Origin of the sequence: Paenacidovorax caeni, assembly GCF_001298675.1 — a bacterium.
GTDB classification, from domain to species: Bacteria; Pseudomonadota; Gammaproteobacteria; order Burkholderiales; family Burkholderiaceae_C; genus Paenacidovorax; species Paenacidovorax caeni.
In genome coordinates this window covers 251,180-265,271 of the sequence record NZ_CYIG01000007.1, presented here as the reverse complement: position 1 = coordinate 265,271, position 14,092 = coordinate 251,180, and the positions used below count along the sequence as shown (strand labels likewise).

The 14,092-nt window shown below is 66.5% G+C and carries 15 protein-coding genes; 11 read left to right on the top strand and 4 right to left on the bottom strand.

Annotated features, from left to right (window positions below):
* Positions 1-107: 107 nt before the first annotated feature.
* The 10 genes from BN2503_RS05370 to BN2503_RS05325 all read left to right on the top strand — a co-directional run bounded on the left by BN2503_RS05370 (position 108) and on the right by BN2503_RS05325 (position 7,258).
* Positions 108-1,079 (top strand): IS481 family transposase, encoded by a 972-nt coding sequence (locus BN2503_RS05370; RefSeq protein WP_054255607.1) that lies wholly within the window; start codon positions 108-110, stop codon positions 1,077-1,079.
* 47 nt (positions 1,080-1,126) lie between these two features.
* Positions 1,127-1,924 carry an alpha/beta hydrolase gene (locus BN2503_RS19925; protein WP_139235296.1) on the top strand — a complete coding sequence of 266 codons (798 nt, stop codon included), beginning with the start codon at positions 1,127-1,129 and terminating at the stop codon, positions 1,922-1,924.
* 67 nt (positions 1,925-1,991) lie between these two features.
* Entirely contained in the window at positions 1,992-2,285 is a 294-nt protein-coding gene (locus BN2503_RS05360; RefSeq protein WP_054255605.1) for a hypothetical protein, read from the top strand.
* 91 nt (positions 2,286-2,376) lie between these two features.
* Positions 2,377-2,766 carry a DUF488 domain-containing protein gene (locus tag BN2503_RS05355; RefSeq protein WP_054255604.1) on the top strand — a complete coding sequence of 130 codons (390 nt, stop codon included), beginning with the start codon at positions 2,377-2,379 and terminating at the stop codon, positions 2,764-2,766.
* Positions 2,767-2,774: 8 nt separating this feature from the next.
* Complete coding sequence (locus BN2503_RS05350; protein WP_054255603.1) at positions 2,775-3,392, top strand: uracil-DNA glycosylase family protein; 618 nt, start codon at positions 2,775-2,777, stop codon at positions 3,390-3,392.
* 127 nt (positions 3,393-3,519) lie between these two features.
* Positions 3,520-4,458 carry a prenyltransferase gene (locus BN2503_RS05345; protein ID WP_139235297.1) on the top strand — a complete coding sequence of 313 codons (939 nt, stop codon included), beginning with the start codon at positions 3,520-3,522 and terminating at the stop codon, positions 4,456-4,458.
* Between the two features lie 104 nt (positions 4,459-4,562).
* Positions 4,563-5,204 (top strand): acrylate utilization transcriptional regulator AcuR, encoded by a 642-nt coding sequence (gene acuR, locus BN2503_RS05340; RefSeq protein ID WP_054255601.1) that lies wholly within the window; start codon positions 4,563-4,565, stop codon positions 5,202-5,204.
* A 21-nt stretch (positions 5,205-5,225) separates the two neighbouring features.
* Positions 5,226-6,215, top strand: coding sequence for an acrylyl-CoA reductase (NADPH) (acuI, locus tag BN2503_RS05335; protein WP_054255600.1), 990 nt, complete (start codon positions 5,226-5,228; stop codon positions 6,213-6,215).
* Positions 6,216-6,241: 26 nt separating this feature from the next.
* On the top strand, positions 6,242-6,811 hold the full coding sequence (locus tag BN2503_RS05330) for a peroxidase-related enzyme (RefSeq protein ID WP_054255599.1): 570 nt from the start codon (positions 6,242-6,244) through the stop codon (positions 6,809-6,811).
* Between the two features lie 90 nt (positions 6,812-6,901).
* On the top strand, positions 6,902-7,258 hold the full coding sequence (locus BN2503_RS05325; protein WP_054255598.1) for a DUF1304 domain-containing protein: 357 nt from the start codon (positions 6,902-6,904) through the stop codon (positions 7,256-7,258).
* Positions 7,259-7,344: 86 nt separating this feature from the next.
* On the opposite strand, the gene lolA is transcribed toward BN2503_RS05325, so the two are convergent.
* The 4 genes from lolA to BN2503_RS21290 are packed head-to-tail and all read right to left on the bottom strand — an operon-like array spanning position 7,345 to position 12,934.
* The gene (gene lolA, locus BN2503_RS05320; protein WP_054255597.1) at positions 7,345-7,974 is read right to left on the bottom strand and encodes an outer membrane lipoprotein periplasmic chaperone LolA; all 630 of its coding nucleotides are present in this window, start codon (positions 7,972-7,974) and stop codon (positions 7,345-7,347) included.
* Between the two features lie 2 nt (positions 7,975-7,976).
* Positions 7,977-9,311 (bottom strand): GGDEF domain-containing protein, encoded by a 1,335-nt coding sequence (locus tag BN2503_RS20860; RefSeq protein ID WP_139235298.1) that lies wholly within the window; start codon positions 9,309-9,311, stop codon positions 7,977-7,979.
* 11 nt (positions 9,312-9,322) lie between these two features.
* Entirely contained in the window at positions 9,323-10,588 is a 1,266-nt protein-coding gene (locus BN2503_RS05310) for an ABC transporter substrate-binding protein (protein ID WP_199445239.1), read from the bottom strand.
* A gap of 6 nt (positions 10,589-10,594) precedes the next feature.
* Positions 10,595-12,934 (bottom strand): DNA translocase FtsK, encoded by a 2,340-nt coding sequence (locus tag BN2503_RS21290; RefSeq protein WP_054255595.1) that lies wholly within the window; start codon positions 12,932-12,934, stop codon positions 10,595-10,597.
* Between the two features lie 125 nt (positions 12,935-13,059).
* Between BN2503_RS21290 and trxB the strand changes: the two genes are divergently transcribed.
* Positions 13,060-14,016 (top strand): thioredoxin-disulfide reductase, encoded by a 957-nt coding sequence (gene trxB / locus BN2503_RS05300; RefSeq protein ID WP_054255594.1) that lies wholly within the window; start codon positions 13,060-13,062, stop codon positions 14,014-14,016.
* Positions 14,017-14,092: the final 76 nt, after the last annotated feature.

Sequence of the window (14,092 nt, the reverse complement as noted above, 5' to 3'; positions counted from 1 at the left end):
CGCATCCCAGATGATTGCATAGACCCAAAACGCTATCCCCTATTCATGGCCCGCGCGGTTCTGCAAGAGTTGATAGAGTCCTTGCAATCGACCCTGGGAGTGAAGCCATGTTGATAGCCCTGCACAAGAACGCCCGCACCACGCCTGCAGTGCGGGCCGAGATCGCAGCCAGCGACGAGACAGCCGGTGTCCTGGCCCAACGCTATGGGATTACCGAGCAGACGGTCTACAAGTGGAAGAAGCGCTCTGTCTTTGGGGACCGTTCCCACACGGCCCATCGCCTGCAGACCGTGCTCACACCTGCGCAAGAGATCGTGGTGGTTCACCTGCGGCGCACCTTGCTGCTGCCCCTGGATGACCTGCTGGCAGTCACGCGCGAGTTCATTTGCCCCCATGTCTCGCGCTCGGGCCTGGACCGGTGCCTGCGCCGCCATGGGGCGGGCAACCTCAACGCCCTCAAGCCCCAGGAGCCACAGCCTGTGCACAAGACCTTCAAGAGCTACGAGCCAGGCTACGTGCACATGGACGTGAAGTACCTGCCCCAGATGCAGGATGAGAGCAGCCGGCGCTACCTGTTCGTGGCTATCGATAGGGCTACGCGCTGGGTGTTTGTGCAGCTCAAGTCCAACAAGACCGCAGCCAGTGCACAGGCCTTCCTCAAGGCGTTGCACAAGGCCTGTCCGATCAGGATCAACAAACTGTTGACCGACAACGGCAAAGAGTTCACGGACCGTCTGTTTGCCAGCAAGGAACGCGAACCCAGCGGCAACCATGAATTCGATCAACTGTGCCGGGAGTTGGGCATAGAGCACCGATTGACCAAGCCCAGGACGCCCAGAACCAATGGCATGGTGGAGCGGTTTAACGGCCGCATTGCCGATGTGCTCAAGACCCACCGGTTCAACAGCCGCGAGGACATGGAGCAGACCTTGCTGCGCTATGTGGCCTTGTACAACCACCAGCTGCCGCAGTCAGCGCTCAAGAGCAGTACGCCGATGCAGGCCATGAAAGAGTGGCATCACACCCACCCGCACCTGTTTCACAAGCGACCATATGATCGTCCGGGATGCGACAGCTAGCAACCTTGCTCTCAAGCAGATGGCTTCCATCTGCCGCATATCTCGGCTTGATTCAGCAGCCCCTATCCATCATGCGCTTTCTATTTTTCCTTTTAGCCACACTCATCACCCTTCCGACTCTGGCATCTGAAGAATTGCTCAGACTTGACACCCGCCCGGATGTCAAAACGCCGATCTTCTACATTAAAAATAATGGCGCCAGCGCAACCGTTTTGCTCCTCTCCGGAGGAAAAGGAGGGATGGGAAAAATAGTGGATGGACAGCCATCCAGTGAGAATTTCTTAGTCCGTAGCCGAAATCATTTCACCGAAAACGGGCTGAATGTTGCCGTACTTGGCTTGCCGTCGGACAAGAAGACCGGCTACGTTGAATACGCCGACCGCCTCAGCTCCGAGCATCTCCAGGATATCAAGAGGGTGGTTGAATATTTGAAAGCCGATACGGGATTGCCTGTTTGGCTTGTAGGAACGAGCCGAGGGACTGTTTCAGCGACTGCAGCAGCCATCGATTTCGGCAACGAACTCCTTGGCGGCATCGTTCTCACTGCGAGCGTGGTCAGCTACAAGAAAGCGGGTGCGGTTCCCACGCAAGATATCGGAAAAATTCAAATCCCCGTCCTGGTGGTGCACCATGAAAAAGACGGTTGCGTCATTTGCGCACCGCACGAAGTACCGAGCATCATGAAAGGCCTCAAAAACACGCCTGTCAAAAAATTGCTCATGGTTTCCGGGGGCGACAATCCGACAGGCGACCCCTGCGAGGCACTGCATTACCACGGGTTCATTGGCATTGAAGAGGCCACTGTAAAAAGCATGGCAGCCTGGATAAAAAAACCAACCCTGTAGCAACGGGGCTACGCCCACAGTGCACAGCTAAGCCTTCAGCAAACCGTGACTTTGCACGGCAGAGACAATGAAACCGCCCCTCTCTATCGTTATCGTTTTATGTGCCATGGCAGCCATTTGCGCGAGCGTCGGTTGGATGGGCATCACGGAACACCAGCTCACCACGGGGGGAAAGCTCGGCATTTCCACCTCTTCGGGCCTGGGTGCAGTCGTGCAGGGGTGGCTTTTCATCGCGGCCGCCTTTTTCCTCATGGGAATTTTGGCGTCACGCTCAGGGGTGAGAAATCTCATCTGGCTTGGCCTGGCGGTTGTCTTTTTTGCATTGATCGCCGCCTACAGCCACTCCTCTTATGCGCCTTAACCCGGCCTTGCGCCCCAGCCGTTCCCTATTGGCCAGCGGCTGATCCCATCGCCGGCAAAATGGCGGCCTCCCCGCTTCAACCCTGCCTGCCATGTCCCTTCGCATCGTCCGCCTCGGCACCCCGCGCGCACCTGACGAGGGCACGCGCATTGGCACCGTGCGCCGCCCGCCGCGCGGCGTGCCCAAGGAGCAGTTCGCGGCGCAGGATTGGTACGACGTCTGGTACCCCAACCTGGCCCCGAGCAACGACACGGTGAAGATGGCCCAGGCGGCTGCCACGCCGCAGGAGTGGGCCGCTTTCGAGCGCCGCTACCGCGCCGAGATGGGAACGCCCGAGAACCGCCACAGCATCGCGCTGCTGGCGCAGTTGTCGCGGCAGACAAACTTTTCCATGGGCTGCTACTGTGAGGAAGAAGCCCATTGCCACCGCGCGGTGCTGCGCGCGCTGCTGGCCGAGGCAGGCGCGCAGATCGCCGAGTAGCGCGCCGCATGCCCGAACCGCTGCCCGCCCTGCTACGCCGTGTGCGCGCATGCACGCTCTGCGCACCGCACCTGCCACTGGGCCCGCGCCCGGTGCTGCAGGCAGCCGCCAGCGCGCGCATCCTGATCGCGGGCCAGGCCCCGGGGCGCAAGGTGCACGCCAGCGGCATCCCGTTCGACGACGCCAGTGGCGAGCGCCTGCGCGCCTGGCTGGGCCTGGAGCGCACGGTCTTCTACGATGCCGCGCAGGTGGCGATCCTGCCCATGGCCTTTTGCTACCCCGGCCGGGGACCGTCGGGCGACGCGCCCCCACGCCCTGAATGCGCGCCTGCCTGGCGCACGTCCCTGCTGGCGCACCTGCCGCAGCGTGCCCTCACGGTGGTGCTGGGGCAGTACGCACTGGCCTGGCACCTGCCGGATGCGTGCCAGGGCGTTACCGCCGCAGTGCGCGAATGGCGGAGCCAGTGGGCGGGCCCGGGGCCGCACACCATCGCCCTGCCCCACCCCAGCCCGCGCAACAACGGCTGGCTGCAGCGCAACCCGTGGTTCGAGGCCGAGGTGCTGCCCCGGGTGCGTACCCGCGTGGCCGCCGTGCTGGCTGAAGATACAAGCGAAAAAGGCCTCTAGCGCTTAACCATCAAGCGCAAGCAGCTATCAATACAGAAGCACAAAGGCGCACCATGTGAGGCACATGGGCTGCGCGCCAGCGCGCCCGCTGCCGCGCCCTGCCACGGCGCGTGGCTACGATAGCGCCATGCTTTCCGACTCTCGCCCCCCTGCGCCCGCGCCCGGCTGGCGCATGCTGCTGCGCATGACGCGCCCCGGCTTCCTGCTGCTGACGGCGGCTGCCTGCATCCTCGGCATGGCGTTCGCCTGGGCCTGCGGCTGCGGCTTTGACGTGCCCAAGGCCGCTGCCACCCTGGTGCTGGCCGTGGTGGCGCATGCCGGCGCCAATGTGCTGAACGACTACCACGACGCGCGCAACGGCGCCGACGCCGCGAACCAGCAGGGCCTGTTCCCGTTCTCTGGCGGTTCGCGGCTGATCCAGCAGGGCCTGGTGTCCGAGGCCGACACTGGCCGCTGGGCCGCGCTGCTGCTGCTTGTGCTGGTGCCAGCCGGCCTGCTGCTGGCACTGCACAGCGGCGGCGGGCTGCTGCTGATTGGCATGGCGGGCCTGTTCCTGGCCTGGGCCTATTCGGCGCCGCCGCTGGCACTGATGTCGCGTGGCCTGGGCGAGCTGGCCGTGGGCCTGGCCTGGTGGCTCATCGTGCTGGGGGCGGACTACGTGCAGCGGCACCAGTTCTTCATCATTCCGGCGGTCACGGCGGCGAGCTTTGCGCTGCTGGTGGTCAATCTGCTGCTGATCAATGGCTTTCCCGACGCCCCGGCCGATGCCCAGGTGGGGAAAAACACCCTGGTGGTACGCCTGGGCGCACGCCGTGCCGCCTGGCTGTACCTGGCGCTGGCGCTGCTGGCGCACGGCTGGCTGGCGCTGGCGGTATGGCTGCTGATTCCGCCCGCCGCCGCGCTGTGGGGCCTGGCCTCGGCGCCGCTTTCGCTGGCGGCGGCCGCGCTGCTGCTGCGCCATGCCAGCGAACCGCAGCGCCTGCGCCCAGCCATCGCGCTGTCGGTGGCGGCGCCCCTGGTGCACGCGCTGGCCCTGGCGGCGGGGCTGGCTGCGAGCGCGCACTGACTCCCACGGCCTGACACCCTGCGACCTGGCCACGCCGAAATATAGACAGTCGGTCTAATTAATGAAACAATTAAACCGTTCAGTCTATTTTTCACCTGTACGCCATGCCCGCCTCCGCCCCCCCGAACGCGCCGCGCCGCCGGGGCCGCCCGCCGAAGAACTCCGCCGTACCGCGTGAAGACACGCGCGCATTGCTTGTGCGCACCGGCGTGGCGGTGCTGACAGAGAAGGGCTACTCGGCCGTCGGCATCGACGAGATCCTGCGCCAGGCCGCCGTGCCCAAGGGCTCGTTCTATCACTACTTCGAGAGCAAGGAAGCCTTCGGCCAGACGCTGATCGCGGCCTACGCCGGCTATTTCGCGCGCAAGCTCGACCGCTGGTTCCTCGACCCCGCGACGCCGCCCCTGCAGCGGCTGCGCGGCTTCATCGCCGACGCCCAGGCGGGCATGCAGCGCCACGGCTTCCAGCGCGGCTGCCTGGTTGGCAACCTGGGGCAGGAAATGGGCACGCTGCCCGAATCGTTCCGCGCGCAGCTGGAGGGCGTTCTGCTCGACTGGCAGGCACGCACCGCGGCCTGCCTGCGCGCCGCGCAGCAGGCCGGCGAGATCGCTCCGCAGCACGACTGCGCGGTGCTGGCGCAGTTCTTCTGGATTGGCTGGGAAGGCGCGGTGCTGCGCGCCAAGCTGCAGCGCTGCGCCGCGCCGCTGCAGGTCTATGCCGACGGTTTTTTTCAACTGCTTAGATAAATCAACGACAAGGAGACCCCTATGTTCCGTGGCTTGCTCATCGACAAACAGGACGGCCAGCAAACCGCTGCCGTGCGCATGCTGGATGAGGCTTCATTGCCCTCCCTTCCCAATGAGGGCGAGGTAACCGTGCGCGTGGCCTATTCCACGCTGAACTACAAGGACGCGCTCGCCATCACCGGCCGCTCGCCGGTGGTGCGCAAGTTCCCCATGGTGCCGGGCATCGACTTCGCCGGCACGGTGGAGTCCAGCACCGACCCGGCCTGGCAGCCTGGCGCCGCCGTGGTGCTCAACGGCTGGGGCGTGGGCGAAGGGCATTGGGGCGGGCTGGCCGAACGAGCCCGCGTGCCGGGGCGCTTTCTCATTCCGCTGCAAGCGCCCTTCACCGCGCGCCAGGCCATGGGCATTGGCACCGCGGGCTACACCGCTGCGCTGTGCGTGCTGGCGCTGGAGCACCACGGCGTGACGCCGGACAAGGGCCCCGTGGTGGTAACCGGCGCGGCGGGCGGCGTGGGCAGCGTGGCCGTGGCGCTGCTGGCCAAGGCGGGCTACGAGGTGGCCGCCGTCACCGGGCGGGTCCAGGAGGCCGACTTCCTCACCCGCCTGGGCGCGCGCCACGTCATTGACCGAGCGGAAATCTCCCAGCCCGGCCGGCCGCTGGAGAAGGAACGCTGGGCCGGCGCCGTGGACGTGGCGGGCGGGCAGGTGCTGGCGAACGTGTGCGCCGCCATGCGCTACCGCGGCGTGGTGGCAGCGTGCGGGCTGGCCGCGGGCATGGGCTTTCCGGCCACGGTGGCGCCCTTCATCCTGCGCGGCGTGACGCTGGCGGGCATCGACAGCGTGATGGCGCCCACGGCGGACCGTCTGCAGGCCTGGCAGCGCCTGGCGACCGACCTGGACACCGCCGTGCTGGAAACGCTGCTGCACGACATCACGCTGGACGACGCCATCGCCATCGCGCCCGCCCTGCTGGCCGGTCAGGTGCGCGGCCGCCTCGTGGTGCGCGTGTGATCCATTTTCAAACCAAGGAGAGACCCATGACCGCAGCCCCCATCAGCCGCTTTCCCGTGCCTGAAATCAAGGACCTGCCCGACGACATCCGTGCGCGCATCCTGGCCGTGCAGGAGAAATCCGGCTTCGTGCCCAACGTGTTCCTGGTGCTGGCGCACCGCCCGGACGAGTTCCGCGCCTTCTTCGCCTACCACGACGCGCTGATGGACAAGAAAGGCAACCTGAGCAAGGCCGAGCGCGAGATGATCGTCGTCGCCACAAGCAACGCCAACCAGTGCCAGTACTGCGTGGTGGCGCACGGGGCGATCCTGCGCATCCGTGCCAAGAACCCGCTCATCGCCGACCAGGTGGCGGTGAACTACCGCAAGGCCGACATCACGCCACGCCAGAAGGCCATGCTGGACTTCGCCATGAAGGTCTCGGCGCGCGCGCACGAAGTGGACGACCACGACTTTGAAACCCTGCGCCAGCACGGCTTCGACCAGGAGGACATCTGGGACATCGCCGGCATCGCTGCGTTCTTTGGCCTGTCCAACCGCATGGCCAACGTCACCAGCATGCGGCCCAACGACGAGTTTTACGGCATGGGCCGCTGAACAAGCCTGCGCACGCAGGCGACAGCCTGCCCGTGCACGCCGCACGGGCAGCGGATATGCTGGGCGTCCACCCACCCCACGCGCCACGCCATGTCTGTTGCCGCCAACGCCGTCGTTGCCCTGATTGCCCTGCTGCACGTCTACATCCTGGTACTGGAGATGTTTCTGTGGGACAAGCCTGCCGGGCGCCGCGCCTTCGGCCTGAGCCCGGAAATGGCCGCCGCCACCAAGACCCTGGCGGCCAACCAAGGCCTGTACAACGGCTTCCTCGCGGCCGGCTTGCTGTGGGGGCTGTGGCTCGGCCAGGAGGGCGTGCCGGTGCAGGTGTTCTTCCTGCTGTGCGTGCTGGTGGCGGGCCTGTACGGCGCCGCCACGGCCAGCCGCAAGATCCTGTTCATCCAGGCGGTGCCTGCCGCCATCGGGCTGGCGCTGCGGGCGCTGGCCTGACCAACGGGCCAGGGCAGGCCCGGTATTGACGAAAAAAGGCTCTAGCCCTTTCCAGCCAAGCGCTAGCAGCTCCTGAAAAAGGAGCGCTAATGCTGCAGCACGTCGGCCCCTGCGGGCGGCTTGAAAGTGAACGCGCCTGCGGGCAGCGCCGGGTTGAGCTGCATGCCGGTGAAGCGGATCAGCGAGCGCTGGCCGAAGCTGTCCACGATGTCGAGCACCGCGAGCGCCTCGCCGTCGAAGCCGACGCGCACGCTCTTGAGCTGGCCCTCCCGCGCCTTCGGCGTGGCCAGCACCCACTGCAAGCCGCCGTCTTCGGGCGCCGACTCCAGCGTGAAATCGGCGCGCAGCGCGGCGAGGTCGGGCGCCGAGGCAAGCAGCGCGGCGGGCGTGCTGCCCAGCGCCTTGTCCTGGGCGCGCTGCGTGACCTGGTTCAGGTCGGCGTCGTAGAGCCAGAGCGTCTTGCCGTCGGCCACGATGGTCTGCGCGAACGGCTTCTCGTAAACGAACTTGAAGCGTCCGGGGCGCTGGAACTCGAAGTGGCCGCTCGACTGCTTGGTGCGCGCCGCCTGCCCGTCTTTCGGCGGGGCCGTTACCGCCTGGGTAAAAGCGGCGCGGCCACTGTGCGCGGTCTTCATGAAGTTTTCGAGGCTTTTCAGGCCGTCAGCCCAAGCTGGGAAAGCGCAGGCAGCTATGAAAAAGAAAGCAATTTTCCGCATGGTTACTCCATCGCGTTGGGCGCCACGGTGGTGGCGCGGGTGGTGTTGCGCCCTGCGGCCTTGGCGGCGTAGAGCATGGCGTCGGCGGCTTGCAGCAGCGCCTGGGGCGTGCTGTCCTGGCGCGGCACCATGGTGGCCACGCCGATGCTGAGAGTCACCCAGCCGGATACGCCGGAATGGCCGTGCGGAATGGCCTGCACGGCCGTGGCGGCATGGCACGCCTGTGCCACGCCGAGCGCGCCCTGGGCGTCGGTGTCGGGCAGGATGGCCACGAATTCCTCGCCGCCGTAGCGCGCCACCAGGTCGCCCGGCCGGTGCGTGCAGCCGTGCAGGGCGCTGGCAATGCGGGTCAGGCAGCGGTCGCCCTCGCCGTGGCCGTAGTGGTCGTTGAACGGCTTGAAATGGTCGATGTCCATGAACAGCAGGCTCAGGGGGCGCTGGCTGGCCTGCAGCGCGTGCCAGGTGCGCTCCAGGGCCTGGTCAAAGGCGCGGCGGTTGGCAATGCCGGTCAGCGGATCGCGCAGCACCTCTTGCTGCAGCCGGTCGGCCTCGATCATTTTCTCGCGGAAATAGTCCATGGCCTGGGCCATCTGGCCAACCTCGTCGCGGCGGTGCACGCCTTCGATTTGGCTTTCGTAGTCCTTGTTGGCCAGGCGCCGCATGGCCGCCGCCAGGGCGTTGATGGGGCGTGAGACCTCGTGGATCGACAGCCAGGCCGACAGCAGGATCACGAAGGTAACGGCCAGGCCAAAGGCCAACGCCGTCTGCACGGTGGTGCGCTGGGTCTGCGCCGCCAGTTCGGCAGCCACGGCCTGGTAATTGGCGACGGAGACATCGCGCAGCCCATCCATGCCGCGGCGCAGGGCCTTGAGTTCGGGTTGCAGCTGGTCATGGATGATGTGCAGCGCCCGGTCGCCGCGCCAGCGGGCCGCTGCCTCCACGATCTGTGCCGAGTGCGCCGCCACCGCGGCTTCGCGTGCACGCACGTCGGCCAGTGCCCCCTGCTGGCCCCGCAGCAGCGGGGCCAGGCGGTCGAGCGCCTGGCGAAAGCGCTCCTGCGCGGAAGCGATATCCCGGCCCACGGCGCGCATGTGCGCCTCCTCCTGCTCGGTCAGCACGGCGAACACCAGGCGGCTGGCCTCGTTCATTTCCAGCAGCGCGCCGTCAATCAGGATGGCGGCCTGCACGTCCACGGCCAGCAGGTCGCGGTAGCTGCGGTCAATGGCGCGCATGTTGAGCAGCGCGAAGACGGTGATGAGCACGGACAGCGAACCCAGCAGCCCGACCATGAGCAGCACCTTGTTGACCAGCTTCAGGTTGTTGAAGAAACGCGACATGTCGGGCTCCTTCACTCCGAGGCAGGCCCGCTGATGGCTGCCTGCAGCCGGGCGATGGCCGTCTCGTCGTCGATGGCGCCGGTGAAGTGCGCATGCACCAGCTGGTAGATGGCCGTCTTGACTGCGGGCGGGTTGGCGTTGCCCATGGCGACCGATCCCAGCACGGTGCGGCGCATGTTGCTGGCACGCAGGTGGCGAATGAGCTGCTGCCCGCAGGCGTTGAACGGCTCCAGCGCCACATCGACGCGCGCTGGCGCCGCGCCGGTGGCAATGTTCAGGTCGCGCTGCAGGCCGGTATCCATCAGCGTGGCGGCGAAGCGCCCGCGCGTCGCATCCGCCATGGCCGCGCCCTGGAAGAAGACGTACTGGTCGGCGTTGAACAGGTAGATGCCCTGGGTATCGGGGAACAGGAAGCACGCGAACTGCCTGCCGGGCACCATGCGCCGCGAGGTGAATTCACCATTCACCCAGGTGCCTTGCACCTGCAGCAGCGCCTGCCCCGCCATCACCATCCGGGTGGCCTGGTCCCAGGTGCGCCCGGCCAGGCCCGCATCCGCGAAGGCCCGCAGCTGGCGCATACGCTGGAAGATGGTGCGCAGCAGCTGGGGCTGCAGCGCCTGCGGGTCCAGGTCGAGGAAGGCACGGCGGTAAAACTCCGCACCACCCACCCCCGCGGCCACCGATTCGAACAGCAGGGTTTGCTCCCACGCCTCCTTGCCGATGGCCAGTGGCACGACGCCGGCCGCCTTGGCCTTCTCCAGCAGCGCGATCAGCGCATCCCAGTTGTCCGGCGCGGTGCCGCCCAGGCGGTCCAGCACGGATTTGTTAACCCACAGCCAATTGGTGGCATGCGCGTTGATGGGCGCGGCAATCCAATGGCCCTGGTACTTGGACAGGCGCTGGATGCCATAGGGCACGACCTCGTCCCATTCCTGCACGCGGGCTTGCGCGTCCAGGCTGGCGAGCGCGCCACGCCGCGCCCAGTAGTGGATATCGAAGCCAATCATCTGCGCCGCAGCCGGGGGCCTTCCGGCCTCCACGCGCTGGCGCACGAAGTCCCCGTAGCGGGCGGTGCCGCTGCCGGGCCGCGCCTCTTCCTGCCACGCCATGCCGGCCTGCCGGACGTAGCGCCTGATGACGTCAATGCTGGCCTGCTCCCCTTGGGACACCCACCAGTGCATCACGTCCACCTTGGGCACGCTCGCCTGGGCCCAGGCAAGCGCCGGTAATGCCATGGCCAAAGCCAGGCCGCAAGCAGCGACGCTGCCGGCGCGCATGCGCGGCTACTCCGCCCGCGCGGGCACCAGCACCTCGCGCTGGCCGCTGGCCGTGAGGGCACTGACCAGGCCGGCCTTTTCCATGTCTTCGAGCAAGCGCGCCGAGCGGTTGTAGCCGATGCGCAGCTTGCGCTGCACATAGGAGATGCTGGCCTTGCGGTCTTTCAGCACCACCTCGACGGCTTGGTCGTACATCGGGTCTTTCTCGCCGCCGCTGCCTTCGCTGCCGCTGTCGGCGAAGCCGCCTTCGCTGTCTTCGCCACTGCCACCTTCGAGCACGCCTTCGACGTAGTCGGGCTCGCCCTGCTGCTTGAGGTAGCTGACGACGCGGTGCACCTCGTCATCGCTCACGAAGGCGCCGTGCACACGGATCGGCAAGCCCGAGCCACTGGCCATGTAGAGCATGTCGCCCATGCCCAGCAGTGCCTCGGCCCCCATCTGGTCGAGGATGGTGCGGCTGTCGATCTTGCTGCCCACGGAGAAGGCGATACGCGTCGGGATGTTGGCCTTGATCAGACCGGTAATCACGTCCACGCTGGGGCGCTGCGTCGCCAGGATGAGGTGGATGCCCGCCGCACGGGCTTTTTGCGCCAGGCGTGCGATCAGCTCTTCGATCTTCTTGCCCACGACCATCATCAAGTCGGCCAGCTCGTCGATGATGACGACGATGTGCGGCAGGCGGTCCAGCGGCTCGGGCTGCTCCGGCGTCAGGCTGAAGGGGTTGCCAATGACTTCGCCGCGCGCCTTGGCTTCGTCGATCTTCGCGTTGTAGCCCGCAAGGTTGCGCACGCCGACCTTGCTCATCAGCTTGTAGCGCCGCTCCATTTCGGCCACGCACCAGTTCAGGCCGTTGGCGGCCTGCTTCATGTCCGTCACCACCGGGCACAGCAGGTGCGGAATGCCCTCATAGACCGACATTTCCAGCATCTTCGGGTCGATCATCATCAGCCGCACGTCACGCGCCTCAGCCTTGTAGAGCAGCGAGAGGATCATGGCGTTGATCCCCACCGATTTGCCCGAGCCCGTGGTGCCGGCCACCAGGCAGTGCGGCATTTTGGCCAGGTCGGCCACGATCGGAGCGCCGATGATGTCCTTGCCCAGGCCTACGGTGAGCAGGCTCTTGGCGTCGTGGTAGACCTGCGAGCCCAGGATTTCCGACAGGCGGATGGTTTGGCGCTTGGCGTTGGGCAGCTCCAGCGCCATCGTGGTCTTGCCCGGAATGGTCTCGACCACGCGGATCGACACCAGCGACAGCGAGCGTGCCAGGTCCTTGGCCAGGTTGACGATCTGCGAGCCCTTCACGCCCGTGGCAGGCTCGACCTCGTAGCGCGTGATGACGGGGCCAGGCTGCGCTGCCACCACCGTGACCTCGACGCCGAAGTCCTTGAGCTTCTTCTCGATCAGGCGGCTGGTCATCTCCAGCGTTTCGGGCGAGACGGTCTCTTGGCGCGCCTGCGCGGCGTCAAGCAGATCCACCTGCGGCAGTGGGCTGTCCGGCATGTCGGAGAACAGGGGCTTTTGCCGCTCCTTCACCACGCGCGTGCTCTGCACGGGCTCGGCCAGCACCGGCTCGATGATGGCCACGGGCTGCGGGTGGTGGGCCTCAATCTCGTGGCGCTCCTCCTGCACCACCTCCTGGCGCTCGCGCGCCGCGCGCTTGCCCACGGCAAGGTCCTTGGCCTTCTCGCGCTGCGCACGGCCAAGCTGCACCAGTCCGTCAATCTGTCCGCCCAGGCGTTCAGCCACCTGGCCCCAGGAGAAGCGAAACACCAGCGCCACGCCCAACACCAGGAGCACGATGCCCAGCAGCCCCGAACCTGTGAAACCCAGCCACTTCATGGAAGCCGGCCCGAGCACATAGCCCAGTACGCCGCCCGCGTGGCCGGGCAACAGGGCCTCGAAACGGTACAGGCGCGACCACTCCAGCGCCGTGCTGGCCCCCAGGAGCAGCACCAGGCCGCCCCAGAAGAGCAGGCGCCGCAGCAGCGGCGAGGGAGCGCCCTCGGGCACCTCGCCACCGCGCATCCAGCGGGCCAGTGCCGACAGCCAGGCCCACACGAAAGCCACCACGGCCCACCACACGGAAAAGCCCAGCATGAAATAGCTGCTATCCGCCAGCCAGGCGCCCAGGCGCCCGACCCAGTTGGACACCATGCGCGCCTGCCCAGCCCCCGAGGTCGACCAGGCCGCATCCTGCGCCGAATAGCTCAGCAGCGCCAGCAGCCAGAACACCCATGCCACCAAGCCCAGCACCAGGCCGATCTCGTGGCCAAAGCGGGCAGCGCCCGAGCGCGGTGCAGCGCGGCTTCCGGAAGAGGCGTTCAAAGTATTGAGGGAATAGGTCATGGCAGGCGGGCAAGCTTACCCGAAGCAGGGGTGAACAGCCGTTACAAAACAGGACGGCGGTGGCGCTCCCTACAATCGGCGTTTGCCCTCAGATACCCGGGCGCACTGCCCTCCAGAGACCGACCATGGCCACTACCACGCAACACGCCCAAGTCCTCATCCTCGGCTCCGGCCCCGCCGGTTACACCGCAGCCATCTACGCCGCGCGCGCCAACCTGAATCCGGTGCTCATCACCGGCATGGCACAGGGCGGGCAGCTCACCACCACCACCGAGGTGGACAACTGGCCCGCCGACGTGGCCGGCGTGCAGGGGCCTGAGCTGATGCAGCGCTTCCTGGAGCACGCCGAGCGCTTCAAGACGCAAATCGTGTTCGACCACATCAACAAGGTGGATTTGTCGCAGCGCCCCTTCACCCTCACCGGAGACAGCGCCACCTACACCTGCGACGCACTCATCGTCGCCACCGGCGCCTCAGCCAAATACCTGGGCCTGCCGTCGGAAGAGGCCTTCATGGGCCGCGGTGTTTCGGCCTGCGCCACCTGCGACGGCTTCTTCTACCGCGACCAGGACGTGTGCGTGATCGGCGGCGGCAACACCGCCGTGGAAGAAGCGCTGTACCTGTCGAACATTGCGCGCAAGGTGACGCTGGTGCACCGGCGCGACAAGTTCCGCGCCGAGCCCATCCTGATCGACAAACTGCACGAGAAGGTGGCTGCCGGCAAGATCGAACTCAAGACATTCTTCACGCTCGACGAGGTGCTGGGCGACGCCAGCGGCGTCACGGGCATCCGCATCAAGAGCACGCAGGACGGCCACAGCGAGGACATCGCGCTGCAGGGCTGCTTCATTGCCATCGGCCACGCGCCCAACACGGAGATCTTCCAGGGCCAACTGCAGCTCGAAAACGGCTACATCGTCACCCAGGGCGGTCTCAAGGGCTTCGCCACCCAAACCAGCGTGCCTGGCGTGTTCGCCGCAGGCGATGTGCAGGACCATGTCTACCGCCAAGCCATCACCAGCGCGGGCACAGGGTGCATGGCAGCGCTGGATGCACAGCGCTTTCTGGAACAGCAGGAGTGATTCCTGGCGGCCGCGCTATAATCTGCGGCTTTGCTGAATTTCCGCCCCGCTTAACTGATGGGGCGGGCGCGGCAGC

Coding starts and splice junctions, on each gene's coding strand:
- lolA (WP_054255597.1), bottom strand. CDS start 7,974: ATGCGGAAAATTGCTTTCTTTTTCATAGCTGCCTGCGCTTTCCCAGCT.
- BN2503_RS05325 (WP_054255598.1), top strand. CDS start 6,902: ATGTCTGTTGCCGCCAACGCCGTCGTTGCCCTGATTGCCCTGCTGCAC.
- acuI (WP_054255600.1), top strand. CDS start 5,226: ATGTTCCGTGGCTTGCTCATCGACAAACAGGACGGCCAGCAAACCGCT.
- BN2503_RS20860 (WP_139235298.1), bottom strand. CDS start 9,311: ATGTCGCGTTTCTTCAACAACCTGAAGCTGGTCAACAAGGTGCTGCTC.
- BN2503_RS05345 (WP_139235297.1), top strand. CDS start 3,520: ATGCTTTCCGACTCTCGCCCCCCTGCGCCCGCGCCCGGCTGGCGCATG.
- BN2503_RS05370 (WP_054255607.1), top strand. CDS start 108: ATGTTGATAGCCCTGCACAAGAACGCCCGCACCACGCCTGCAGTGCGG.
- BN2503_RS21290 (WP_054255595.1), bottom strand. CDS start 12,934: ATGACCTATTCCCTCAATACTTTGAACGCCTCTTCCGGAAGCCGCGCT.
- trxB (WP_054255594.1), top strand. CDS start 13,060: ATGGCCACTACCACGCAACACGCCCAAGTCCTCATCCTCGGCTCCGGC.
- acuR (WP_054255601.1), top strand. CDS start 4,563: ATGCCCGCCTCCGCCCCCCCGAACGCGCCGCGCCGCCGGGGCCGCCCG.
- BN2503_RS05350 (WP_054255603.1), top strand. CDS start 2,775: ATGCCCGAACCGCTGCCCGCCCTGCTACGCCGTGTGCGCGCATGCACG.
- BN2503_RS05355 (WP_054255604.1), top strand. CDS start 2,377: ATGTCCCTTCGCATCGTCCGCCTCGGCACCCCGCGCGCACCTGACGAG.
- BN2503_RS05310 (WP_199445239.1), bottom strand. CDS start 10,588: ATGCGCGCCGGCAGCGTCGCTGCTTGCGGCCTGGCTTTGGCCATGGCA.
- BN2503_RS05360 (WP_054255605.1), top strand. CDS start 1,992: ATGAAACCGCCCCTCTCTATCGTTATCGTTTTATGTGCCATGGCAGCC.
- BN2503_RS05330 (WP_054255599.1), top strand. CDS start 6,242: ATGACCGCAGCCCCCATCAGCCGCTTTCCCGTGCCTGAAATCAAGGAC.